The organism is Pseudoalteromonas sp. P1-9, assembly GCF_001399975.1.
Classification (GTDB): Bacteria; Pseudomonadota; Gammaproteobacteria; order Enterobacterales; family Alteromonadaceae; genus Pseudoalteromonas.
Map to the genome: position 1 here is coordinate 1 of NZ_LKBD01000028.1, position 24,544 is coordinate 24,544.

At 40.2% G+C, this 24,544-nt stretch carries 19 protein-coding genes and 1 tRNA gene; 12 read left to right on the forward strand and 8 right to left on the reverse strand.

The annotated features are described in order from the left end of the window. Positions 1-377: 377 nt before the first annotated feature. The 6 genes from AN214_RS15555 to AN214_RS15580 all read left to right on the forward strand — a co-directional run bounded on the left by AN214_RS15555 (position 378) and on the right by AN214_RS15580 (position 6,090). A complete protein-coding gene (locus AN214_RS15555) occupies positions 378-1,760 on the forward strand; it encodes an integrase family protein (RefSeq protein WP_054980566.1) in 1,383 nt (460 codons plus the stop codon). Further along, on the forward strand, positions 1,744-2,604 hold the full coding sequence (locus AN214_RS15560; protein WP_054980567.1) for a hypothetical protein: 861 nt from the start codon (positions 1,744-1,746) through the stop codon (positions 2,602-2,604). Before AN214_RS15555 ends, AN214_RS15560 begins: the two co-directional genes overlap by 17 nt. A gap of 78 nt (positions 2,605-2,682) precedes the next feature. Next, entirely contained in the window at positions 2,683-2,874 is a 192-nt protein-coding gene (locus tag AN214_RS15565; protein ID WP_054980568.1) for an AlpA family transcriptional regulator, read from the forward strand. Between the two features lie 2 nt (positions 2,875-2,876). Continuing rightward, a complete protein-coding gene (locus tag AN214_RS15570; RefSeq protein ID WP_054980569.1) occupies positions 2,877-3,419 on the forward strand; it encodes a hypothetical protein in 543 nt (180 codons plus the stop codon). A 314-nt stretch (positions 3,420-3,733) separates the two neighbouring features. After that, positions 3,734-4,765, forward strand: coding sequence for a hypothetical protein (locus AN214_RS15575; RefSeq protein WP_054980570.1), 1,032 nt, complete (start codon positions 3,734-3,736; stop codon positions 4,763-4,765). Beyond that, entirely contained in the window at positions 4,762-6,090 is a 1,329-nt protein-coding gene (locus tag AN214_RS15580) for a VapE domain-containing protein (RefSeq protein ID WP_054980571.1), read from the forward strand. Before AN214_RS15575 ends, AN214_RS15580 begins: the two co-directional genes overlap by 4 nt. Before the next feature lie 447 nt (positions 6,091-6,537). Here AN214_RS15580 and AN214_RS15585 read toward each other — a convergent pair whose 3' ends face one another. Then, a complete protein-coding gene (locus AN214_RS15585; RefSeq protein WP_054980572.1) occupies positions 6,538-7,200 on the reverse strand; it encodes a hypothetical protein in 663 nt (220 codons plus the stop codon). 79 nt (positions 7,201-7,279) lie between these two features. Between AN214_RS15585 and AN214_RS15590 the strand changes: the two genes are divergently transcribed. After that, positions 7,280-7,540, forward strand: a complete 261-nt coding sequence (locus tag AN214_RS15590; RefSeq protein WP_054980573.1) for a hypothetical protein — start codon at positions 7,280-7,282, stop codon at positions 7,538-7,540. Positions 7,541-7,714: 174 nt separating this feature from the next. Here AN214_RS15590 and AN214_RS15595 read toward each other — a convergent pair. Both AN214_RS15595 and AN214_RS15600 read right to left on the reverse strand, forming a co-directional pair. Further along, positions 7,715-7,791 (reverse strand) — tRNA-Pro (locus AN214_RS15595). A 364-nt stretch (positions 7,792-8,155) separates the two neighbouring features. Then, the gene (locus AN214_RS15600; RefSeq protein ID WP_054980574.1) at positions 8,156-8,806 is read right to left on the reverse strand and encodes an arylesterase; all 651 of its coding nucleotides are present in this window, start codon (positions 8,804-8,806) and stop codon (positions 8,156-8,158) included. A 10-nt stretch (positions 8,807-8,816) separates the two neighbouring features. On the opposite strand from AN214_RS15600, the gene AN214_RS15605 reads away from it, so the two are divergent. Together AN214_RS15605 and AN214_RS15610 are read left to right on the forward strand one after the other, a co-directional pair. After that, the gene (locus AN214_RS15605; protein WP_054980575.1) at positions 8,817-9,530 is read left to right on the forward strand and encodes an ABC transporter ATP-binding protein; all 714 of its coding nucleotides are present in this window, start codon (positions 8,817-8,819) and stop codon (positions 9,528-9,530) included. Further along, complete coding sequence (locus AN214_RS15610) at positions 9,520-12,015, forward strand: ABC transporter permease (RefSeq protein WP_054980576.1); 2,496 nt, start codon at positions 9,520-9,522, stop codon at positions 12,013-12,015. Before AN214_RS15605 ends, AN214_RS15610 begins: the two co-directional genes overlap by 11 nt. A gap of 11 nt (positions 12,016-12,026) precedes the next feature. Here AN214_RS15610 and AN214_RS15615 read toward each other — a convergent pair whose 3' ends face one another. Further along, positions 12,027-12,923 (reverse strand): TIGR01777 family oxidoreductase, encoded by an 897-nt coding sequence (locus AN214_RS15615; RefSeq protein WP_054980577.1) that lies wholly within the window; start codon positions 12,921-12,923, stop codon positions 12,027-12,029. Positions 12,924-13,012: 89 nt separating this feature from the next. On the opposite strand from AN214_RS15615, the gene AN214_RS15620 reads away from it, so the two are divergent. Continuing rightward, positions 13,013-14,062, forward strand: a complete 1,050-nt coding sequence (locus AN214_RS15620) for an AI-2E family transporter (protein WP_010559882.1) — start codon at positions 13,013-13,015, stop codon at positions 14,060-14,062. Positions 14,063-14,096: 34 nt separating this feature from the next. Here AN214_RS15620 and AN214_RS15625 read toward each other — a convergent pair whose 3' ends face one another. Further along, positions 14,097-14,981, reverse strand: a complete 885-nt coding sequence (locus AN214_RS15625; RefSeq protein WP_010559883.1) for a LysR family transcriptional regulator — start codon at positions 14,979-14,981, stop codon at positions 14,097-14,099. A 304-nt stretch (positions 14,982-15,285) separates the two neighbouring features. Between AN214_RS15625 and metE the strand changes: the two genes are divergently transcribed. Then, the gene (gene metE / locus AN214_RS15630; RefSeq protein WP_054980578.1) at positions 15,286-17,556 is read left to right on the forward strand and encodes a 5-methyltetrahydropteroyltriglutamate--homocysteine S-methyltransferase; all 2,271 of its coding nucleotides are present in this window, start codon (positions 15,286-15,288) and stop codon (positions 17,554-17,556) included. Between the two features lie 34 nt (positions 17,557-17,590). Here metE and AN214_RS15635 read toward each other — a convergent pair whose 3' ends face one another. Both AN214_RS15635 and AN214_RS15640 read right to left on the reverse strand, forming a co-directional pair. Continuing rightward, positions 17,591-19,963, reverse strand: a complete 2,373-nt coding sequence (locus tag AN214_RS15635) for a GGDEF domain-containing protein (RefSeq protein WP_054980579.1) — start codon at positions 19,961-19,963, stop codon at positions 17,591-17,593. Between the two features lie 87 nt (positions 19,964-20,050). After that, on the reverse strand, positions 20,051-21,742 hold the full coding sequence (locus AN214_RS15640; protein ID WP_054980580.1) for a collagenase: 1,692 nt from the start codon (positions 21,740-21,742) through the stop codon (positions 20,051-20,053). A gap of 167 nt (positions 21,743-21,909) precedes the next feature. On the opposite strand from AN214_RS15640, the gene pyrC reads away from it, so the two are divergent. Continuing rightward, positions 21,910-22,947 (forward strand): dihydroorotase, encoded by a 1,038-nt coding sequence (gene pyrC / locus AN214_RS15645; RefSeq protein ID WP_010559887.1) that lies wholly within the window; start codon positions 21,910-21,912, stop codon positions 22,945-22,947. Positions 22,948-23,012: 65 nt separating this feature from the next. On the opposite strand, the gene AN214_RS15650 is transcribed toward pyrC, so the two are convergent. Continuing rightward, the gene (locus AN214_RS15650) at positions 23,013-24,401 is read right to left on the reverse strand and encodes an MFS transporter (protein ID WP_054980581.1); all 1,389 of its coding nucleotides are present in this window, start codon (positions 24,399-24,401) and stop codon (positions 23,013-23,015) included. Between the last annotated feature and the right edge of the window lie 143 nt (positions 24,402-24,544).

Genomic DNA, 24,544 nt, shown 5'->3' on the forward strand with positions numbered 1-24,544 from the left:
ACAGCCATCTAGGCCATCAGTCCCCTGAAGAGTTTGAGATCCGATATAATTCGGTAAGCTAGGTGTCTAGAATTTCAGGGGAAGATCACTTAACAAAACCTGACATAACCTGAACTTTATTTAATACTGGCTACACGAAAAATAAAAAGGAATTTGTTAGAAAAGGGAAATGGGTGTAAGTCTTTGAAAAGAATGGTCGGCATAGCAGGATTTGAACCTGCGACCCCTGACACCCCATGACATCCAAACGTGTTGTTTTTAAAGCCTAAAAATAATAAGCTATTGTTTAGCTTTATTTTTTATTTTCATAAGGTTTCAGCAAATTTCTGAAAATCAGGTTATACTGGCTACACATTGGCTACACGCTCGGTTTGAATATGGCGGATCTAACTTCAATTACTCAGGCTAAATTATCAGTATTTAAAAAAGCTGCTTCACCACGACAGCAGTTAGGGTGCGATAAAATTGCAGGTTTCTTTTATCTTAAACTTTCCAGTGGTGGCGCATGGCGATTGCGCTACACAGATTTACTCGGAAAACGAAGAACAGCAACAATTGCAGACGCTAATGTAAAACCAAATCAAGCGGCACAAGAAGCTATTTCATGGAAAGCTAAGCTTAGGGATGGAATAGATCCTCTCTCGTATAAAGAAGAACTAGCACAAATACAACGTGAAGAAGAACAATTAAAAGCGGCAAATGTTTACTTAACTGTGGGGGCTTTTTTTGATGCTATCTATTCGCCCCATAAGTTAGACAACTACAGGTACGGTGCTGGCACTTTAAAAGTGATTAAGCATAATTTTTCGCACTTGTTTAACCGTGATATGGATAAATTAAATAGTGCTGATATTTTACAGTGGTACAACAAACGCAGAGCTAAAGGCATAAAGCGCTCTACGCTAGTAAGAGATTTTGGCGCATTTAAAGCCATGCTGAACTATGCCGCCCAACCGTTAAAAGGCGTAAGTGAGCCTATTCTGAAAGTGAACCCAATTAAAAGTCTTACCTTGCCAGCGTTAACAATTAAAGAGCAAGATGAGTTAGAAGCCCATAACGAAAAGTTAAGCCACCAGCGCGATATATTCAGTAATGAAGTTAAACAGCAAATACATACAGGGCTAACGCTTTATGCTGATAAGTTGAAAGAGCAAAGACGTTCAAGCATAGCCCACGGTAAAAGCCATTTAATAAATTTAGATAACTTAAATTATCCGCACTGGTTTATTCCCTTTTGCCATATAGCGCGTTTAACAGGTATGCGCCCAGCCGACATTTATAATTTGAAATGGGAAAACTTACTATTTAACCAATTTAATGATCAAACGACATTAACCTTTACACCTAGCAAAACTAAAAAGGCGGAAAACAGCCGAAAGGTAAAGTTTCCTGTTACGGGTGAATTAAAGTTTGTATTCGATAGCTGGGCATCACAACAAGAACAGGCTAAACATGGCTTAATATTCAAGTCAGAGCGCACCAACAAAAGTTTAGAGCGCAAAGCCCACCTAAGACACTGGAAGCATGTTAAAGCGCTTGGTGGTGTGCCTGAGAGCTTAGATTTCTATTCATTTAGGCATAACTTTATATCTGAGCTGGTGGCGCGTGGAGTGCCTGTATTAACTATTGCGGGTTTAGTCGGGCATAAAGATGGTTCGATGATCGCGGCTAACTATCTAAGGCATGATGAAACTGATATAGCGAACATTTTAAGTAATCTTAATAACTTTAATGAGGTGAGTAGTGCAAAGGTTATGTAAAGAGGAACAAAGGGATTTGCGTTTTGAGTTAGGCTCGTATTGTAATCAGTTTCAGGTGATGGCTGCAATCCCTAATAGATATCAGAAAGTCGAAGGAGTAACTGAAACAAGCTTAGCGGCAATCGAGTATATTTCTTTTATTTCTTATCCAGAAGCAAGTAAACAGCGTGAACGTGAAAATTTTAGCGACTCGCTTTTACAGGCGGTATTAAGATCACAAAATTCCATAACAGAACTTAATAAACATTTTGAGAGCCCAAAAGAGTGGCCGCGTATAGATACTTGCCTGAGTAAAGGCAAAAAACGACACTATAAAGCTTGTGTTCTATGGCAAGCTTATACTCATTACTGTAATTATGTAAATCAAGCTGCGAGTGGTGAAGAGACTATCAATCGTGGTTGGTATGATTTTTTAGTAAAATATTATGCGTTTTATCAAAATTATGATGATGGTTTTGCTTTCGGGAATTATCAGTCAGATTTTCAGGAGCTTTACAGTAACCGATTTGATTTTCAAAATATTAAAAATCACGGAGAGAAGGATGAATTACGGCCAGTGATAAAAGATTGGAGTGTTTTTAAGAGCTCTTTGAATTTAGTTTATGGACTTATAAAAGCATTTGAAAAGCAGGGTATTAAGTCTTTACCCAGTCTAAATGTGTTAATCTCAAAGCCTTTTTGGGTTTATGAGGCAACAAAGAATAGTCAGTATAAATTAGCCAAATACTTACGCGATGGTAAAGATAAGCAACCTCAAGTAAAAACTAGTATTGATCCAATTAAAATGCCATTCCTCGATTTATCTTTTGATCCTATTTTTCTCAGAAAAGACTGTATTTTTTAATAGATACACTTTTGATCACCCAGCAGCTATATAACCTCATATAAAGTGAAATCACTATTAACAAATGAGGTTTCATTTATGAGTACAAATCAAATTGCAGACAACTTACGCTTAAAAGATGCGGCTGCTTACATTGGTGTGAGCAAGCCGACATTATGGCGTTTAGCTGAACAAGACCCAACTTTTCCAAATAAAATTCGTATTAGTAGCCGTTGCTGTATTTATCGAAAAGCTGACTTAGATAATTGGCTAACAGGTAAGGAGGTATAGCAATGAAAAAGCTAAATGATTTTAACCCCTGTTATATACCTAAACTAAACAGCCAAGCGTACCAATTGCTTTTATTACTTTTAGATAATGATGAGGTGGCAGAAACCGAATTAACCCGCATCTTTAATGGTCGCCAGCGAAGCCCATTACAAATTTTAGGGGGTGATAAGTATTGCTGGAACATTATTAACCATACAAATGATAAAGGCGTTATTTTTGCGCGTAGTTTAGACCCAAGGCATAAATCAGGTTCAAAGCCTGATGATGCAAAAGCAAGAGCTGAACGGAAAAGTGAATATAAACAAGATTCGCACAAACTGGCTAAGCAAGGCCGAATTAGGGAGTCTAAAGCCTTTATCGAATCAATTAGAGCTAAGTCAGAACTTGCCGACTTAGTGAGTAATGCTGCAAATGATGATCACTACAATCAACAAGCCCAAAATGAAAAAGCCAATACAGCACCAACTGTAAAGGCTTCTAATTCAAATACTGGTGGGAAAAGTTTAGAGACTCGCCACCAGCCAAAAAAGGAGTCAAAAGAATGAGCCCTTTTAAAAGTTACAAACAAATAAAGCTTGCGGTTGATAAGTTACTCAACTCAGAGGTAGGTGTAAAGCTTAGTGATGTTTTATTTTTATTATTATATTTAGTTTTTCAGTTAATAGTATTAGTCACACTATTGATCACTTTGTTCAAATCGGGGGCTTTATGATTTTACAAAAAAAAGCCCTGTTAAAAGGGCTGATTATACTAGTAAATTGCACATTTAATTATACTCGAAATGAACAGCAATTGCTCGCTGATGGTACACACAGAAACCCAGTAACAAATAGTGCTCTTCCAGATCGAGGTGATAGCTATGCTTAATTTTTTACACGCTAAAAGCCACAATGTAACCGCTGATTTTACGCATATAAATTGGCATGAGTTAAAGCTAAAGGTTAAAAGCCCTCAAGACTTAGGCGCATTAACACCTAAAGAAGCTAAAGCTAGATCGGCCGTTATAGCGGCTACCGATGCGCCTAATAAAACGAAAGAGTCGATTCTATTACATGATAACTTTACGTTGCTTAGGCTTGATTTAGACGATACTAATTTAGAGCTAGATACTATTGGCGATATGCTAGAGAGTATGTGTATAGAGTCATACTTAATTCATACCACTGCAAGCCACCAGCAACACTCCGCAACAAACCGCTATAGAGTTTATATAGAACTAGCCGCTTCTGTCACTTATGAGGTATGGGCTTTAATGGAAAGCTATTTGAGCTATGTTTTTATGGCTGATGATTGCGCTAAGCGTCCACAGCAAATAATGTATTTACCTGTACGTTTAAAAAGTGATAGTTACCAATTTAAAATTGCAGAAGGAAGGGCGCTTGATGTTGAAAGCTCACAGCTTTACAAAGACGCATTGTTATTTGAAACAGAGCAAAATAAACAGCTAGAACAGGCTACTAGTCTGCCCATAAAACCAACTTATCAAACTCAGCTTATAGGTAAGCAGGTGTCTATTATAGATGCTGTAAACAGTGCTTACGTATGGCATGAACTACTTTTAAGTTATGGCTATAAAGCACAAGGTAAAGCTTATTTGCCGCCAGAGTCCACAAGCAAACAAGCAGGGGCTTACATATTAACAAGCCATACCGATGGTAAAGAACGTTATTATTCACACCATGAAAATGACCCTTGCGCTAATGGCCTGTGTATAGATAAGTTTGATTTTATGGTGATACGTTCCTATCAGGGGGATTATAAAAGAGCGTTAAAGCAAATTGCTGAAACGTACTTTCCTGACTTGCATAAACACAACCTAAAAGAGTACAAAATCAATAAGCAAAACCAACGTAGCCAGACATTGTTTTTAGGTGAAGGGGGTAAGCTATGATTGATACTATACCCGCACCACATAATAAGTACGAAATTGATTTACCACAAAACACAGTATTAGACAGACCACGTTTTACTGACCTAAAAGAAGATAGCAAAGGTAATGTGAGAGTTTTAAACACTAACCAAAACTTAGCCGATTTAGGTAACTTTTGCGGTTTAGGGTTTAGGCTCAATATGATGACGTTTAATAATGAAGTGTGTGATATTTTTGGCGACTTAATAGCCGACTCTTATGACAGCATTAATAGTAAATTAATTTCTGCTGCAAATATTTATGGCTTACCTGAAAAAGCTGTTAATACACATTTGATAGCTCTATGTGAAGAAAGCAAGTATCACCCTATTAAACTATATCTTGATGATGAACAATGGGACGGTAAAGAGCGCGTAAGTGCGGTTATTAGCTGTTTAAATGCTAAACATGAAACGTTAGCTGACACCATACTAAAACATTGGCTGGTGGGTTGTGTGGCTTCCCTTTATGAAAGTAATTTTAACAGTAAGCTTGTGCCAGTGTTACAAGGTGATCAATCTTTTAGAAAAACGGCGTTTGTTTCTCGCTTTGCTGAAATAATACCACACGCTTTTTTAGAAGGGGCGGCATTAAACCCCGATGATAAAGACAGTGTTTTATCGTGTATTCGCTCATTTATTGTTGAGCTAGGGGAGCTTGAACGCACCAGTAAAAACTCCCAAGGTAGTTTAAAAGCGTTTATCACTAATAAAGTCGATACAGTAAGGCCGCCTTATGCAAGGCTCGATATTAAAAAACCAAGGCAAACACATTTTATTGCCACGGTTAACGGTAGTGAGTTTTTAAAGGATGAAACAGGTTCAAGTCGCTTTGCTGTCATTGAAATGGAAAAAGCCGCTAACATGGATAAGCTAAACGAGCTGTTAGGCTGGCACTATGATGGTACAGGCTCACTGAAACAGGTCGATGAGTTACAGCTAAAACAGTTTTGGCTTGAAGTTAAACAGCTCTATTTAGATGGTCATGGCTGGATGTTAAAAGACGAAGATTTGCAGCAAATAGCCAAGTTTAATGATAGCTACCAAGATAAGGGCTTTGCTTATAGCTACATATACGACAATTACATAGCACCAGCGAGTATGATCGATTTTGCAAACGAAATTGATAGGCCACAATGTATTAATGGTTGGTTTTCAGCAGGTGAGTTAATTTATGAAGATAAAAAACTTAACTCTTATACAAGCGGTGTTATCGGTAAAGCATTAAAGCAGTTAAGCCGCGAGGGTTATCTACAAGCTAAAAAAGCAGGGGGGAATCAAACACGCTATAAATTAAGAGGTTACTAGCCGCTTCTTTTATATCAACTGTTAGGTTAGTTAAGTAAAGTTAAGCTATGAATTATTTACCTAACCCCACTAAAGCCCTTTATTCATAAGGGCTTTGCTCGTTTTTAGTTAGGCAGTTAAGTAACTTTCTACAAAAAGTAAAAAATAGCTCAGTAAATACAGGGTAGTCATTAAACGGATTAGGACTAGCGAGAGTAGAAAAGGCTAAAATAGGAAAGTTGGCATTTTAACTTAATACCTAACTTAAAATTATCTTAGCCTTTAAAATTCAACTGGTTAGTGGTTGTTGGGTATCAAGAACTAAGCTAACTATTTTTGAGTGTTTACCTAACTTTCAACTGTTTTGTAAGTCTTTAGCACCTGAACAATAACCCATACAGCCTAAGCTCCTTAATTGAATGAGAGGGTTAGTTTGTTGGGCAAATTTACAGGTGCTCAAGAATAGGACTAGTTGGTTGTGCTATTAAAGTTTTTAGTTAGCTTATATTCAATTGAGCTGTTTGTAGCACTTATAATTTCTATTACCGCTCCTTTATACGTTAACAATTTACCTTGAGATAGGTCGAGCGTAAAATTCGTTGTGAACGGAGTTCGTATCATACCGTCTGTAAACTCACGATAAGTAAAGTTTAATATTTCGCCATTACGACCATTATACTCAATAATTTGCTGCAAAGAATTAGAGACTAGGCAATGATCCTGCTCTCTATAAATTACAGAGATTTCATTGCTAGAGTAGCAACTCATTGTAGCGCCACAAATTTCACCATCTCTTTTGTCATACGTTATAAAATTTGAATATCCCACTATTTTACCGTAGCCATTCTTAAGCCCTACAGCTTGAAGGTTAGGTGAATAATAGCGGTGTGAATTTGGGACTCTCTCACAATATTTACCAGCCGAAATACTTGTTCCATAACCTTCAGCAGCAGACACAGTTACTGAGCTAGCTTGAAAGCCCTTTACTTGCATTAGCATCCTTTCACCTAATGTAACAGTGTTAGCAATGTTTAGTTTTGGAATTGAGATTTCTTCAGTTTTTACCGGTGGTGTGGTTGATTTGCAAGCAGCTAAAGTTAGCAATACTAAAGGAATAGTGAAGCGATACATGGAATGTCCTTTTCGTTAACTGGTCTGATAAAATGTGATCTAATGTTGCTAGAGTTGTCAAAGATTTACAAGAGGTAATATGAAATCAGCTAACAAAACAGAAAATGATAAATTAGTATTTGAAACGTTGGTAGGATTACTCAATAAATCCAGCCGATATAAAAATCCTAGTTATCATGCCTTAGTTAACCACCTTAACAAAAAGGGTATAAAAACTAGCTGGGGAAACAGTTGGACTCGTAAAAGCTTATTTAGATATCTACAAAGAAACGGCTTTTCTGGCGTGTGGGGATTACGTAAAAGCTTAGAGCAATATATGAAACTAGCTAAGTTTATTTAGGGTATTTTCAGACATCGTAAAAAGGGAGTTAAGCAACCAGTACGCGCGAACAACTAAATGAAGTAAGCATTATTTCCCGACTATAAAAAGCGTTGAGTGGCTACACATTGGCTACACAAAGAAATTTTGAAGAAAATAACTTACATAGAAACGGGGCTAAGTTATTGAAAAGAATGGTCGGCATAGCAGGATTTGAACCTGCGACCCCTGACACCCCATGACAGTGCGCTACCAAGCTGCGCTATATGCCGACATTGTTGCTAGTGTATTCTCGGATTTATGTAAAAGCAACTAGTCTAAGTTTAACTGCGTGATAAACATACGATTTAATGAAAGTGTTCGCTGCTTTAGTTAGAAATATCTGGTCACGTACGATTGTTATTGTTTTACCTAACCCACCGAATACATGCGTTCTTCGTCTAAACAATTAGAGATATTTTATAGCGGCTCACTATCAAGACTCATTAATGTAACAACTCAAAAAATAAACGTATTTAAAAGCGAATCAGCTAATTCTCCTAAATCAATATTCTTTATTTAATGGGCTGTTTAATTTCGATAGCGGTATTTTGTCAGTTAACGTTGCTGCTAACGTGAGCCGATTCTCAATACCGGTTAGTTGTTTAAAATAATATCTGCAAAATGTTGTTTCATTACGTCTGCTAATAACGGTTGTGCTTTTGCGTTTGGATGAATGCCATCTGGAAGCATAAGCTCAGGCTTGGTCACCACCGATTCAATAAAAAATGGAATGGTTGGTACAGATTTTTCATTCGCAACTTGCTTATAGGCGTTTTGAAACAGTGTTGCGTAGCGCTTGCCTAGGTTAGGGGTAATAGCTACTTCCATTAAAATGACGTTTGCGTTTGCAGCTAAACTTTTATCAATAATTTGGCGTAAATTTTTCTTGAGTAATTTTACCGGATAGCCGCGTAAACCGTCGTTACCGCCTATTTCTACTAATACCCAGTTTGGCGAATGTTCATCTAATAAAGCGGGAAGACGTTGCAATACACCACCACTGGTTTCGCCGCTAATACTTGCATTTATCAAACGGATAGGGGATTTTTCTTGGTTGTACGCATTTTGTAACAACTGAGGCCACGCTTGTTCTTGTTTTAAACCATAGCCTGCGCTTAAGCTGTCACCTAAGATAAGTAATTTAGTTACTTGATTTTTGTCGCTTTTACCATCACTGTGATCGGTGTTGGCGATTGCCGTGTAACTAATAACAAGTAAGATAACAAATAAACTACGTAACAACATTGAGAGTCCTATGAATAAGCTTTCGCAAATGAATGTGATTCAGGTTAAAGACCTTGAAAAAACTGTCGCAACACTTGATGGCGACCTAACTATCCTCTCTGGCATCAGTTTTAATGTCAAGCCAGGCGAGTCAATTGCGATTGTCGGAGCATCGGGCTCAGGTAAATCTACCTTGCTTGCGCTACTTGCGGGCCTTGATAGCGTCACTCAAGGTGAAATATTTTTAGATGGCGAGCCATTACATAATTTAGATGAAGAGCAGCGTGCAGCGGTACGCGCAAAGAGCGTCGGTTTTATTTTCCAATCGTTTATGTTGGTACAAAGCCTAACGGCTCTTGAAAACGTAATGTTACCGGCGGAGCTCGCAGGTGAAACAAACGCTGAAGAAAAAGCCAAAGAACTGCTTGAAAAAGTAGGGCTTTCACACCGTTTACATCATTTTCCGTCACAACTATCGGGCGGTGAACAGCAGCGCGTTGCGATTGCGCGCGCCTACATTGGCGAACCTAAGGTACTGTTCGCAGATGAACCATCGGCTAACCTAGACAGTAAAAATGGTCGCATCATTGAAGAACTTTTATTTGACTTAAATAAAGTCGCCGGCACAACTTTAGTGTTGGTTACGCACGATGAACACCTTGCTGAAAAGTGCCAACGTACGCTGCATATAGACGCAGGCCAATTAATCGATGACCGTATCGGAGTACAGGCTGATGTGGGCTAAATTAGCGTTTAAATTATTTCGCCAAGAGTTAAAACGAGGCGAACTCAATATTATATTACTTGCGATTGCGCTTGCCGTGATGACGGTAATGACATTGTCATCCATCACTGATCGCATCGGTCTTTCAATCAATCAAAAAAGCAGCGAGTTTATTGCCGCAGATCGCGGTTTGCAAAGTAACCACAAACTGCCACAAGAATTCCTTACAAAAGCGATTGATGACGGCCTGCAAACGGCCACTTGGTATGGCTTTGATAGCATGCTTTTTGCCAACGATGAAATGCAAATTGCGTACATTAAGGCAACCGACGAAGGGTACCCACTAAAAGGCCAATTAAAACTTAAAGACAGCTTTGAAGGAGCTGAGTATGTTACCGATGCCCATCCAGCGCCTGGCAATATATGGTTGTCTGATACGGTTTTTTACAGCTTAAATATTGAAGTAGGGGATGTGGTTGAAATTGGTGAAGCCAATTTCATTGCAGAAAAAATTCTTGCTGAAGAGCCTGATGCACCATTTGCGATTTTTTCGAGTTCGCGTCGGGTGTTAATGAATATCGCTGATGTTGAAAAAACACAGGTTATCCAACCGGGCAGTCGTGTTTCTTATCGTTATTTATATGCCGGCACCGAGCAGCAACTTAATGATTATTACGCTTGGCTCAAACCGCAATTGCTTGAAAACCAACGTTGGTATGGCGTAAAAGATCGCCAAGGTCCAGTATCTGATTCTGTAAACCGCGCTGAGCGCTTTTTATTACTGGCAGGCTTGCTGGGTATTATGCTTGCAGCGGTAGCAATTGCTGTGTCTGCAAGGCGCTATTGTGAGCGTCAGTACGACCCTGTTGCAATGATGAAAACACTCGGCGGTTCGCGCACGACGATTCGTAATATCTACATTGTGCATTTACTGTTAGTGACTGTGTTTTCGGTTATTATTGGTTTATTGCTTGGTTTTATTTTACAAGTTATCGCAATCGATGTGCTGAGTGAAAAAATGGGTAAAGCACTGCCGCCAGCATCACTTTGGCCGCTTGGACTCGCCACCTTTACCGGTTTGATCTGTGCCGTTATGTTCTCGCTAAAACCGTTAATGGACTTATTTGATATCCCACCAATGCGCGTTTTGCGCCGTAATTTAGGGGATACCCTCAAAGTATCAAAACTGCATTTGTTACTTGCAACACTTACCGTGTTTGGCTTGATGTGCTTATTTAGTCGCAGTGTTGTGATTGCGGGCATTATGTTTGTGTCGTGCGCGCTTTTAGCAGGTATGTTATTTGGTTTAAGCCGACTATTGTTTACCTCCTCACGTAAATTGGGATTAAAGCCAAGTAATAGCTGGTCTTTGGCAATTGCGTCGTTACAAAAACGCGCTAACGCCAATGCGGTGCAAGTAATTAGCTTTGCACTTGCAATCAAGCTCATTTTATTTTTAGTAGTGATGAAAAACGATTTAATTGCCGATTGGCAATCGCAATTACCTGAAAACGCGCCAAATGGCTTTTTGGTAAATATTAGCGAATATGAACGCAGTGATATCGCAAATTTCTTAGCCGAAAACAACATTCAGCAAACCGATTTTTATGCTGTGGTGCGTGGTCGCGTAAATAGCATTAACGATGAGCAAGTAGCACGGTCAGTATCGGCGCAAGAAAATGAAAAACGCGATGAAGAAGCGCGCTCGGGTGTTGGTCGTGAGCTTAACTTAACATGGCGCGATACTTTACCAAAGCACAATGAAATTGTTGAAGGTGAGTGGTTAAATCCCGATGCCAACGAGCTTTCCATGGAGCAATCTATGGCTGAGCGGTTGGGTGTGAAAATTGGCGATGAGCTTGAGTTTTTAATTGGCTCGCAGCGTTTTAGTGCCAAAATCACCAGTTTGCGCGGGGTGAATTGGTCTACCATGCAGCCCAACTTCTTTATTATTTTAAGCCCAAAAGTGCTGTCACAATTTCCGGCAACGTATATTTCTGCCATTAGCACACCAAAAGAGTCAAAACGTGCCTTACAGCAGCTCGTGCGCAATCACCCTAGCGTGAGCATTATTGATGTAGATTCAATGATAAAGCAGGTGCGCTCAACTATCGACCAAGTGGCAACGGCCATTAGTTTTGTACTGATAATTGTGGTGATTTGCGGTGCGTTAGTATTGGTGTCGCAAGTGCAGGCAAGTTTGCACGACCGCATGCAAGAAGTGGTGATATTGCGAACCCTTGGTGCTAAAGCCAAGCTCATTAAAAATGCGGTGCTTTATGAATTTGTATTGCTTGGTTTATTTGCCGGTATTGCCGCAGCACTGTTTAGCGATATTGCATTGCTTGTTGTGCAGTATCGTATGTTTGAGCAAATTGGTAATTTGCATCCAACAATGTGGCTTTACGGGCCTGTAGTTGGAGCCTTATTCGTAGCAGTGCTTGGTTACAGTTTAGTGGCAAAAACGCTGCGAAAAAACACCCAAGGACTTGTTAGGGCACTATAAAAAAGTGGGCGTTATCGCCCACCTAATATATTCTCAAGGGCGGGTTTTAAATGTGGGAAATGAAATTTAAAATCTGCGTCTTGCAACGCTTTTGGTTTAACCGCTTGACCAAATACCAGTAAATCAGCCATCTCACCAAACATTAATCGCAATACAAATTCGGGCATTCTAAAAAAGTTTGGCTTTTCTAATGTTTCACTCAAACTTTCAGAGAATTGATTATTCGAAACTGGATTAGGCGCCGTTGCGTTAAACACACCGCTTAGCGATTCGTTTTCGATTAAAAACAAAATAATGTTAACCATGTCGTTAATGTGGATCCACGACATTTGCTGTTTACCATCTGAAATAGGGCCGCCTAAGCAAAATTGAAATGGCGGCACCATTTTTTTCAGTGCACCACCGTGTTTTGCAAGCACCACACCAGTGCGCAAAATACACACGCGGGTTTTATCCGATTGAGCTTTTTTGGCAAGCGTTTCCCACTGTTTGCAAAGATAGTGACTGTATTCATCAAAAGGTTGGTTATGCTGTTCATCAACCGGCTCAGTTTGCCTGCCGTAATAGCCAATAGCACTGCCCGAAATAAACGTATGTGGTGGGTTATCTGCTGCGTTAATTTTGTCGGTGATTTGCTCAGTAATGTGCCAGCGGCTAGATTCAATTTTTTGTTTTTGCGTTTTGCTCCAGCGCTTATCGGCTATCGGTTCACCGGCAAGATTAATCACAACATCAAGGTGGTTAAAATCAATGTCGTCGAGGGTTTCAAACGCATTTACATGGTGCCCCAAAATGGTAAACGCTTTTTCTTTTTTGCGGGTTAGCACCATCAACTTATGATGGTTTGCTAAGTGCTTACACAAGTGTGAGCCAATTAGGCCTGTGGCCCCAGTGATTAAAATATTCATAGATAAATCAAATAGCTTTCTATTTGCCACGCTTATAATGTAGCATAGCGCTAATTAGAACAAAGTGATAATACGAACTAAGGATAGCTATGGTTCAGCCCAATTTTACTGGTGCCAGTAAAAGTTTATTGATTTTTGCGGCTTTAATCGTTGTTTTAGCCGGCTTGAAATTAGCAAGCGCAATTGTCGTTCCGTTTTTACTCTCCGTATTTATTGCCATTATTTGTAGTCCGCTGATTAATTTAATGGGGCGTTATCGCGTACCAAAAGGTGCAGCAATTACACTGGTTATTTTACTAATTATGTTAATTGTGGTCAGTCTGGCAGGGCTTGTTGGTCAATCGGTTAATGGCTTTTCACAAAATGTTCCCGTGTATAAAGAGCAATTACAAACCGAGTTCTCAGGCCTATTAACCATGTTGGCTGAGTATAATATTTTGATCGATAAAGATCGCATTATGTCGTTTTTAGATCCCGGTAAACTTATCGACCTTGCTGCGAATACACTCGCCGGCGTTGGTGGCGTAATGGCTGACTTGTTTTTAATTATTCTAACCGTTGTATTTATGCTAGTTGAAGCGCCTTATATCGGTAAAAAAGTGCATTTAGCCCTTGATGATCCCGATATGAAGCAAAAACAAATCGACCTATTTTTAGACTCGGTTAATTCGTATCTCGCTATCAAAACACTGGTTAGTTTAGCGACCGGTGTTTTGGTTACGGTAATGCTTTGGGCATTTGGCATCGACTACTTTATTTTGTGGGGCGTGCTGGCATTTTTCTTAAATTATATTCCTAATATCGGTTCTATCATTGCGGCAATTCCGGCGGTATTACTGGCTGTTGTACTGCAAGGACCTGGCGTTGCAGGTTTAATTGGCATTGGTTACATGGCAATTAACACCGTAATGGGCAATATGATAGAGCCACGCTTTATGGGTAAAGGCTTAGGCTTATCACCACTTGTCGTGTTTTTATCATTATTGTTTTGGGGCTGGTTACTTGGCACTGTAGGCATGTTGCTGTCTGTACCGCTTACCATGGTTGTGAAAATTGCCCTTGAAAACAGTGAAGAAGGACGCTGGCTTGCAATGTTATTAAGTGGCGAAGAGCAAATTAATGAAGAACTAGAAAGCTAATTTGTAGTTAAATAGATAAAAGGGTTAGCATGTGCTAACCCTTTTTTTGTTTACAGGTATTTAAAAAGTGGCGATAAACTGGGTTGTCGCTCATGGTTTTTTTCATCGCTAAATACATAGGGCGTGATAAACCAAGCGCACCTAATGGAATTGACTTAATTAATCCTTGGCTTTCATAAGGGGTTACTAGCCAATCTGGTAAAGCAGCAACACCCATACCGGCGCTTACAAGCTGAAAAATAAGCAGGCCTTGATCGACAGTTTTTAAGGTGCCATCGAAACGCGCATTTTGAATAAAGTGCTTAAAAATATCTTGTCTTTCGCGTGGAATAGGATACGAAATAATCGTTTCGTCTTTTAAATCAAGCGCGGTTACATACGCTTTTTTAGCTAGCGGATGATCTGGGCTGACAATTAGCTTTAACTTAAAATCAAATAAATGTGCGAACTCAAGGCGTTCTGTTTCACGAATATCCGATGTAAGTACTAAATCCAACTCATCATTTAACAGTTCCGGAATGGCGTCGTAGCTAAAGCCTCGCTCGTAATCCACCTTAATATCCGGCCAAAAGTTGTTAAATTCTTTAATTGTTGGCAATAACCAATGAAAACACGCATGGCATTCAACGCTTAAACGCAATTGCGAGATAGGTTGGTTTAAGCTCTCTTTTAATCTGCATTTGGTTGCTTCCACTTTTGGCAGTACATCATTCGCAAGCTCTAACAACAACATACCTTGTGGCGTAAAACGTACGGGGTGTGTTTTACGCTCAAACAACTGACAATCGAGTTTGTTTTCTAAATCTTTGATTTGGTGAGATAAAGCAGATTGGGTTAGAAAAAGCTCTCGCGCGGTATTAACCAAAGACCCTGTCTCTTTAAGGGTTGCGATGGTTTTAAGGTGTTTTACATCAATCATCTTTAGGAATACTCATATTAAACTTGAACGACCGTGAGAGAGATTTGATACTAGCTGTTTATTTTTCATGTTTCAATGTTGATTTGTACATATCGTCGTCATTTCAATAATAAATTTCTATTTTATATATATGTGTAGATTATGATAGCGCTGTCAATTGGTGTTTGGCTTATATGGAAAAATTTGCTTTTCTATTTTGTATTAATTTATTTCAAGTTAAATTGGAAAAACTTGCGATTTTGTTGAAATAAATTTACCACTAATATTTAGCCATCTAAACGTCTTAAATAAAAAGGATATCAAGATGGCAATTACAATTCACAACTTAGGTTTTCCACGTATCGGGAAAAAGCGCGAACTTAAAAAGGCGGTTGAGGCCTATTGGCGAAATGAGAGTTCACTCACAGAACTGCAAGAGCAAGGACAAGCAATTCGCAAAGACAATTGGCAACTACAGCAAAGCCAAGGTGTTGAGTTGTTGCCTGTAGGGGATTTTGCATGGTACGACCATGTACTTAGTACCTCTTTGCTGTTTGGTGTTGTACCAAAACGCCATCAAAGTAGCACTGGGGAAATTGATCTAGATACTTTATTTCGAATTGGTCGTGGTAAGGCGCCTTCGGGCTGTGCTTGTGCAGCCAGTGAAATGACCAAGTGGTTTAATACCAACTATCACTACATCGTACCTGAACTGACTGAAAATCAAACATTTGAAATTAGCTTTACCGAGCTATTTGATCAGGTAAAAGAAGCGCAAGCGCTTGGTCTCCAGGTGAAACCTGTATTGGTTGGTCCGGTAACTTATTTGCATTTGGCAAAAACTGTCGGCGAATTTGATAAGTTAGACCTGCTGCCACGTCTGCTGACAGCGTATCAACATGTACTGAGTAAATTAGCTGATTTAGGTGTTGAATGGGTGCAAATAGATGAGCCTATTTTAGCGTTAGAACTAACGAAGGAATACCGTTTAGCGCTTACAACAAGTTTTAATAAACTGCATGGACAAGGTATAAAGCTGCTGCTGGCAACGTATTTTGGTTCAGTAGAAAATTACCTAGATGATATTGCAGCGTACCCAGTAGACGGCGTGCATTTTGATTTGGTTGCCGAAGCGCAAGATATAGAGAACATTAACGAGCGCATAGCTAAAGACAAAGTATTGTCTTTAGGTGTTATCAACGGCCGTAATATTTGGAAAACGGATCTCGAAGCGGTTTACAACCAAATACAATCGCTCGTTTCATCACGTGAGCATGTTTGGTTAGCGCCTTCGTGCTCGTTGTTACATACGCCTGTTGATTTAGCCTTGGAAACAACGCTTGATGGTGAAATTAAATCCTGGCTTGCATTTGCAAAACAAAAAGGGCACGAATTATCGTTATTGAAACAGGCCTTGCTGTCGGGGGATATAACTTCGCTCATTGACTATTCAGCGCCAGTGAAAGCGCGTGCTAAATCGCTGCGTGTAAACGATGGTGCAGTGAAGTTACGCGTTGATAGCCTAACCAAGCAAGATGGTGAGCGTACGAGCCCTTTTGCTAAACGTCAGTTGGTTCAAAAGCAAGCGCTTGGTTTACCTATTTTACCAACCACTACTATCGGCTCTTTCCCGCAAACAACGGCTATCCGTAAGGCGCGTCGCGATTTTAAAGCCGGTAATATTAGCGAAGCTGATTACACGGCTCAAATGCAAAATGAAATTTCTTATGCCGTTGCACAGCAAGAAACTGTGGACCTCGATGTGTTAGTTCACGGCGAAGCAGAGCGTAATGATATGGTGGAGTATTTTGGCGAATTGCTTGAAGGCTTTGCCTTTACCCAATTTGGCTGGGTGCAATCGTATGGCTCACGTTGTGTTAAGCCACCGATTATTTGGGGCGATATTAGCCGTAAACACCCGATGACGGTTAACTGGACCGAATATGCACAATCACTCACTAATAAACAGATGAAAGGCATGTTAACAGGCCCTGTGACGATTTTGTTTTGGTCGTTTATCCGCGATGATCTTGATAAACCAACAATTGCCAATCAAATAGCGCTGGCACTGCGCGACGAAGTGGTTGATTTAGAAAAAGCGGGCATAAACATTATTCAAATTGATGAACCTGCATTTCGTGAAGGCTTGCCGTTAAAAGCATCAAAGTGGCAAGACTATTTAAACTGGGCGGCGTATGCGTTTCGTGTATCGGCATCTGGCGTAAGCGACAGCACGCAAATTCATACCCATATGTGTTATGCCGAATTTAACGATATTATCGCGGCGATTGCCGATATGGATGCAGATGTGATTACCATTGAAACGTCGCGTTCAAATATGGAATTACTTAACGCATTTGAAGATTTTGATTATCCAAATGAGATAGGACCTGGCGTTTACGATATTCACAGTCCGAATATTCCAGAGGTAACGTGGATTAAACAGTTGATGAAAGAGGCCGCGAAGAAAGTGCCGGTGGAGCGTCTTTGGATAAACCCAGATTGCGGTTTAAAAACCCGTGGCTGGCAAGAAACCCAAGCAGCACTTAAAAACATGGTAACCGCAGCAAAAGAGCTCAGACAAGAACTCGTTTAAGTCACGTTTGATATGCAGGAAAACTGAGTTTGGCTTAACTCAGTTTTCCTGTGGTTAAAAAGGTAAACGCTTGTTTTGCAGGCATAGGTTTTGCTACTAAAAAGCCTTGACCATATTGGCATTTAGTTTGTTTTAGTACGTCGAGCTGGGTTTGTGTTTCAATTCCTTCAGCTACCACGTCAAATTCAAGGGCGCTGGCAAGCGTTAAAATAGCATCAACCAATGGGTGGTTTTCGCCGCAGTTAAGGTTATCAATAAAACTTTTATCAATTTTTAAAATATGAATAGGTAATTGATGCAAATAACCGAGTGCCGAATAACCCGTACCAAAGTCATCTAAACACAGTTTTACGCCGCAGGTTTTCAGCTTTTCAATAATTTCTGTCGCAAGGGAAAGGTTTTCAATTAGCCCCGATTCAGTAATTTCAATGCATAAACTACCTAATGGCAATTTGTATTCAAAGTAAAGACGCTGAATAAAATCAGCAAACTCTAACGTTGAAAAATGCTTAGACGACACATTTACGGTCACTTTAAAGTCTTCAGGTAATGTGCCGTGCCAAAGGCGTAATTGTTTTGCCGCAAGTTCTAAAATATGTAAATCAAGGGCGAGGATTTGCCCGGTTTCTTCTGCTAGTGGAATAAAATCAGCAGGTGAAATAAACCCACGCTCAGGGTGATGCCAACGCACTAAGGCTTCAAAACCAATGATTTCGCCCGTTTGAATGGTAAAAATAGGCTGATAGAAAAGCGCAAACTCGTGTTTATTCATACCACTTTGAATATCGCTTTCTAAAAGTGCAGCGCCTTTCAGTTTTTGTCGCATGGTGTCGTTAAAAAACTGTACTTTGCCACGGCCAAGTGATTTTGCTTGGTACATTGCGGCATCTGCTCGCTGCAAAATTTTATAGGCTTCGTCGGTGTCTTTGTTGGCAAAGGCAACACCAATGCTGGTTGATGCTTGCAGTAAATGGTCATCAATTAAAATAGGATCTTTCAGCGCGAGCTTTATGCGCTCAATTACAGGTGTAACGTCTTCTGCGCCAAAAATATCACACAGTAAAATAGCAAACTCGTCGCCACCTAAGCGTGCAAAGGTATCGGTTTCGCGAATACATTGACCAATAATGTTGCAGATCTTAACTAAAAATTTATCCCCGACTTGATGGCCTAAAGTATCGTTAATCATTTTAAAACGATCAAAGTCTAAATAGAGCAGGGCATGAATTTTAGGGTTATTACTGCGGCCAAGTGCGTTAATCGCAAGGGTTAAATGGTCAATTAACAATGCACGGTTGGCAATGCCTGTGAGTTCGTCGTGCATTACTTTGTGTTGCAATGCTTGCTCGGCAAAAACGCGATTAATTACAAGGCGAATTTGTTGGCTAATATAAGTTAATAAGTCTTTATCATGCTCGGTGTAGCTAACGCTGTGGTTGTAACTCTGCACCACAATAATGCCCGATAGCTCGTCGTTTAACTCAAACGGTACACCAAGCCAAGAATTAGGCTGTGCACCAATTAAATCAAAGTCACCGTTATCAATATGGCGTTGGTATTCATCGCCATTGATTAGTACGGCTTGTTGCTTATTGATGGCATAAACCGATGCGGTTTTTTGTATTTGCGCATTACTAAAGCGTTTTAACGTAATGCGCTCTACGCCATGCTCAATAATGTACGGAATTTCTAAGCCACGGGTTTGTTTATTGTAATAACCAATAAACAAATTTTCGGCAGGCAGTAAGGTTTTAACAATGTCGTGCAGGCCAGTATAAAAACTGTCCATGGTCTGCGAATCTGAACTTAAGTTAGCAATTTGCAACATGCCTTTTTCAAGCAGCTGTGCGTAGTTAAGTTGATTAATAGTATCGGTAAGATTGGCAACCGTTTTGCACTGGTCAATTTTGGCGCTGAGCATTGACGCAACGGTCGTTAAAATACTCAAGTGATCGGCTGTGTAGTAGTCTTTCTCAGGGTGTTCGCAATCAATTACGCCAAGTACTTGGCCGTCGTAAACTAGTGGTACACATATTTCCGAAAGCACGTTGCCGCTAATATCTAAGTAACGCTTGTCTTGTGATACGTCGCTAATAATTTCCGCGCAACCGGTTTCAAACACATGACCGCAAATACCTTCTGAAATAGAAATAGCGAGTTGTTCATTTTCAATATTATTGTGTTTATGAATGGATGAAACTTGGTTGAGTATTTGCTTTTCTAAATCGGCGATAAAAATGGAACATTCATCAAAACCAAGACGTTTAACTACTTGATGCGTCACGTAGTCGTAGAGCTCGTCGAGATCAACAATACGAATGAGCGACGAGGCAAACTCGTTAATAATACTTAACTGATTAGCTCTGGTGGTAATTGCGTCTACATTATCGCCCGATGAATACTGCATAAAAGCGCTTGCTAGCCGTGTGTTATTAGAAGTTAACACAAATGTAACTCAGCAAGCGCATTTGCTCAATAAAAGTTTGTTTTGCGGTTATAAAATATGATTATGCTCGGCGTTAACTTTAAGCGTTTTAGGCATTAAATAATCGCGATATAAATAACGATAAAGTCTATTTGGCTTTTCTTTTTGCGCGGCTTCTTGGTGTGGGTTAGTTTGCTTATAGCTTGCTAAATAGTGTGCAAACGTATCGCTGTGCTTTGCCACTAAACTGTCGAGTAACTCACTGTAGCCGTCAAAGTAATCGGTGCGTAAAAAGTGCGCTAACTGACGATAATCCTCTAAGGCATTCTCAGATAAATAACGGTGTGCTAAATACGACCACTGGTAAACACGTTTTGAACCATCTTGGTAGGTAGTGTCAAAGACTTCACGCAAGGTAGGCCATTTTGCTTGCTCGGTTTCGTGCAATAACTTATTTACGCGGTCATTACTGTTCCCTTGCGCTATTAATTCTGCGCCACCTTCACTCCACCAAACTAAGTGGCTTGGAAAGTGGCCAAAACCATCGTATTTATTAAAACGGCCATCTAAATAGTGCACGTATTCATGGTTCAGGTTCCAAACCGAAAAATCTTCTTTCCAAAATGCTTTAAAAGAATAAAAAGTAGCTTGGTTACCGGGTTTGCTCGGCTTACCTTCAATGTACATACCGCCATTGTCGGTGCTGATATCAAAAATCATTTGGCCGTGCTGGTTGTAGCCTGTGTAGTTATCAAAAATAACAACACGCAGTGCTTCATTAAAATCGTTTGGCACAGGTTGGCGGTTGGTAGCGTATACGTCATGGAAATGTGACTCTTGCGAAATTAAACGCTCGCAACTTATATTAAGTTGCTCGGTAGTCAAAGTTTGTGCGCGAATAAACAGCGAATCGGAACATTTATGGTTAATTGGCAGGGCATCATCAAGTTTTATTTCGCTGCAGCGGCCTTTAAATTCCTCATCACAAGCTGATTTACCACGGAAGCTATTTACTAAATAACGCTGTGAAAAGATAAACTCTTTATTTGTGTTTGGGTTTTGCTCAAGTGCTTGCCACACTTTTTCATCAAGTGCTTTTTCAGCTGCTTCATCATCTAAAAGATAATGAATGTAGCCAAGCGCCCAAGCCGCGTGCGCTTGCTGCCAACCGTTATCGTTTTGAAGTAAGTCGAGTAATTCTTGTTGCCAGTCAGTTTGTGCAAGTACCGCTTGTTTAATCTCATCTTCACCGCGTGCTTCAAATGCTAAAAAACCAATGGCGCGAAGTTGTTCCCATTTAGCATATTGCGCTGCAAGCGGGCTTGAATCGCTAAGCGCTACATTTGGAAGTAAAGGTAAGTGCTTAGCTAATTTATCTTTTAAATCATCAAAATAGTAATAGCGGTAAAGTGTTACCGCGTAATTTTCGATGGTGCGGTAGTCGTCTTTCGCGATGGTTTTCATGCGGGCAAATAACGCGCTATCCAATGCAATTAGTTGCTCAGTCGTTAGGTTTTTCGTATTGCCAAAATAGCTAAAACCGCGCAGGGCATAAAGTGTTTCATTAATATCGGCACCAGCGTTTAGATTGGTAACTAGGGCATCAAAGTCACTGCTGGTTAACCCTAATTGCCAATAAGCTTGTGTGTTAATTGTGATAGGGCTTTGTAAAAGGGTGGCTGTTGGCTCGCTTGTAGTCGAGGCACAACCCGAAGCAAGTAACCCTGTTAACAACAGAGAAGTAGCGCGTGTTAGTTTCATTTTTGGTCTCTACTTTTATTAATGTGTGCGCTAACTTATCAAAAAGGGATATTGTATACAATTATTATCGATAAACCTCATTGCTAGCGCTTTACAGCGGCATCACAAGTCAATAAGATCACCACAATCGGACGTTCGTCCGCTCACCGTCAATAAAAGGTAGGATCATGACAGACACAACTGCTAAATTAACCATTACTCGCCCAGACGATTGGCACATTCACTTACGTGATGGCGACCAGTTAAAAGACACCGTACGTGACGTAAGCCGTTACATGGGTCGCGCGATTATTATGCCTAACCTTGTACCACCAGCAACTTGTACTGATTCTGCCCTTAGCTACTACGAGCGAATTCAAGCGCACAATAACAGCAATTTTGAGCCGTTAATGGTGTTATATCTAACAGATAAAACAACGCCAGAAGAAATTAAAAAAGCGAAAGCGAGCGGTAAAATTGTTGCTGCTAAATTATATCCAGCAGGCGCAACCACTAATTCAGATTCAGGCGTAACGTCAATTGAGGGCATGTACCCGGTATTTGAAGCGATGGCTGAAGTGGGTATGTTGTTACTTATTCACGGTGAAGTAACTGATTCAAGCATTGATATTTTTGACCGCGAAAAAGTATTTATTGAAAACATTCTGTGCAAAATTGTAGATGATTTCCCAAATCTTAAGATTGTACTTGAGCACATTACGACGAAAGATGCGGCAGAGTTTGTAGCGGCAGCAGGTGATAATGTTGCAGCAACGATTACGGCGCACCACTTACTGTATAACCGTAACCACATGCTAGCAGGCGGCATTCGTCCACATTACTACTGTTTACCAATTTTAAAGCGCAATATTCACCAAGAAGCGTTAATTAAAGCGGCAACCAGCGGCAGCAAAAAGTTCTTCTTAGGTACGGATTCAGCGCCGCACCTAAAAGATAAAAAAGAAGCGTCATGTGGTTGTGCTGGTTCTTACACTGCGCACGCTGCACTTGAGCTATACGCAGAAGCATTTGAAGAAGCAGGCGCACTTGATAAGTTGGAAGCATTTGCAAGCTTTAATGGCCCAGATTTTTATGGTTTACCACGCAATACCGACACAGTGACCCTTGAAAAAGACACGTGGCAAGTACCAGAGTCATACCCACTAGGCGATGACGTTGTTGTGCCTATTCGCGCAGGCGATGAAATCACGTGGAAAGTAAAGTAATACATTTTCCAAATGTAAAAAAGCCCGCTATTTGCGGGCTTTTTTGTTATTTAAATAAGTTAGCTTTATGGCTGATTTTGTTTATTTTCATTTGCTGTTAAGGTTTGCTCTGAACTTGCATCAAAATCTGGGTGTTGCTGCTTCGTAAACTCTTGGTCATCAAACTCTTCATCGTCTAAATCTTCTTGAGAGTGAGTGTTTTCCTCATCCACTACCAGCAATTGCTCGTGCGCTGTGGTTTCTTCAATACGCGGATCCATAGTTGCAGCCAGTGGCGATGCGGTTACATCGGATGTACCCACCACATAATCGCTTGGCTCGGGTTGCTCCGCTTTTTGCTTAGAGTTAATAAAGCTTAGCAGTGCAAACATCACCACAGTGAGCACCGCAGTTGAACCATACAAAGCTTGGTGACCAAAAAACGCCATAATTTGCGCATTCACGGCCGAACCAAGCGCTGCCCCTGCGCCAAACATAATCAGTAAAGCTGACGATACACCAACGCGGTCTTCATCTTCTACACGCGAGTTTGCTAGCGCTGATGAAAGCGGGTAGAGCGTAAAGGCAAATAAGCCAAAGGCAAAAGTTAGGGCATAAGCGACATACTGAGTAAGTGGCAATAAAAATAAGGCTAAACTCACCATACCAATGGCAACCGCGTTACTGCGAATTAAAATACTGCGGCGAATTTTGTCGGAGATAACACCCATAGGCCACTGTGCGAGTAAACCTGCAAAAATGGTGATTGACATAAACAGTGCAATTTCTTGTGCACTAAAGCCTGAAAGGCTTGCAAACGTAGGTGCTAAACCATAAAAACTACCATTAATAATGCCTGCAAAATGCACCGCCGTTAGCGATTGTGGCACTTTTTTAAAGTAGTCAATTAAACTCACTTGAATTGGTTTGAGCGGTTTAGGGTGAATACGCCGTGTAATTGAAATTGGAATTATGCCAAGCGACAACGCCATACAGACTAAAAAGAGCGGGGCATAACCGAGCTCTGGAAATTGTGATAACGCTAATTGGCCTAATACCATGCCCAATGAAGACATGATCATATACATAGAAAATACCCGTCCGCGCGACTCAGGCGCAGCTTGTTCGTTGAGCCAACTCTCTAACACCATGTAGTTACACATCATGCTCAGGCCAACAATTAAACGTAGCACCAACCACAGGTAAATATTGTCACTGAGTGCATGTGCTGCAACACAAGCCGTTACCGCGGCAGTACTTGCCACAAAGGTACGAATATGACCAACCGATTTAATTAAGTGGTAACCCAATTTAGAACCAAGTAACAAGCCTAAATAATAAAATGAAGTGAGTAAACCAATCCAAAATGTGGATACATTATGTTGACCTAAATAAAGCGCAAGGTAAGTGGTGAGTAAACCCGTTCCACCAATTAAAAATAAGTTTGTGAAATAAAGCGAAGGGAATGATTTCATTGAAATACTTTTTTGCACGGTTAGGTAATTATACTAGAAGATTGAAAGGGTATTTCCAAGGAGGAAATTGAAGATTTTGATACTGATCTTTATTGGTATTAGTTAGCGAGTAGGGTTGTAACTTTTGTGGTGGTAAAGGGGAG

Excerpts from the sequence above, each read along its gene's own strand:
- AN214_RS15615 (WP_054980577.1), bottom strand. The coding sequence starts at position 12,923 with ATGAATATTTTAATCACTGGGGCCACAGGCCTAATTGGCTCACACTTG.
- AN214_RS15640 (WP_054980580.1), bottom strand. The coding sequence starts at position 21,742 with ATGAAACTAACACGCGCTACTTCTCTGTTGTTAACAGGGTTACTTGCT.
- AN214_RS15555 (WP_054980566.1), top strand. The coding sequence starts at position 378 with ATGGCGGATCTAACTTCAATTACTCAGGCTAAATTATCAGTATTTAAA.
- pyrC (WP_010559887.1), top strand. The coding sequence starts at position 21,910 with ATGACAGACACAACTGCTAAATTAACCATTACTCGCCCAGACGATTGG.
- AN214_RS15575 (WP_054980570.1), top strand. The coding sequence starts at position 3,734 with ATGCTTAATTTTTTACACGCTAAAAGCCACAATGTAACCGCTGATTTT.
- AN214_RS15585 (WP_054980572.1), bottom strand. The coding sequence starts at position 7,200 with ATGTATCGCTTCACTATTCCTTTAGTATTGCTAACTTTAGCTGCTTGC.
- AN214_RS15605 (WP_054980575.1), top strand. The coding sequence starts at position 8,817 with ATGAATAAGCTTTCGCAAATGAATGTGATTCAGGTTAAAGACCTTGAA.
- AN214_RS15650 (WP_054980581.1), bottom strand. The coding sequence starts at position 24,401 with ATGAAATCATTCCCTTCGCTTTATTTCACAAACTTATTTTTAATTGGT.
- AN214_RS15625 (WP_010559883.1), bottom strand. The coding sequence starts at position 14,981 with ATGATTGATGTAAAACACCTTAAAACCATCGCAACCCTTAAAGAGACA.
- AN214_RS15570 (WP_054980569.1), top strand. The coding sequence starts at position 2,877 with ATGAAAAAGCTAAATGATTTTAACCCCTGTTATATACCTAAACTAAAC.
- AN214_RS15580 (WP_054980571.1), top strand. The coding sequence starts at position 4,762 with ATGATTGATACTATACCCGCACCACATAATAAGTACGAAATTGATTTA.
- metE (WP_054980578.1), top strand. The coding sequence starts at position 15,286 with ATGGCAATTACAATTCACAACTTAGGTTTTCCACGTATCGGGAAAAAG.
- AN214_RS15600 (WP_054980574.1), bottom strand. The coding sequence starts at position 8,806 with ATGTTGTTACGTAGTTTATTTGTTATCTTACTTGTTATTAGTTACACG.
- AN214_RS15565 (WP_054980568.1), top strand. The coding sequence starts at position 2,683 with ATGAGTACAAATCAAATTGCAGACAACTTACGCTTAAAAGATGCGGCT.
- AN214_RS15590 (WP_054980573.1), top strand. The coding sequence starts at position 7,280 with ATGAAATCAGCTAACAAAACAGAAAATGATAAATTAGTATTTGAAACG.
- AN214_RS15620 (WP_010559882.1), top strand. The coding sequence starts at position 13,013 with ATGGTTCAGCCCAATTTTACTGGTGCCAGTAAAAGTTTATTGATTTTT.
- AN214_RS15635 (WP_054980579.1), bottom strand. The coding sequence starts at position 19,963 with ATGCAGTATTCATCGGGCGATAATGTAGACGCAATTACCACCAGAGCT.
- AN214_RS15610 (WP_054980576.1), top strand. The coding sequence starts at position 9,520 with ATGTGGGCTAAATTAGCGTTTAAATTATTTCGCCAAGAGTTAAAACGA.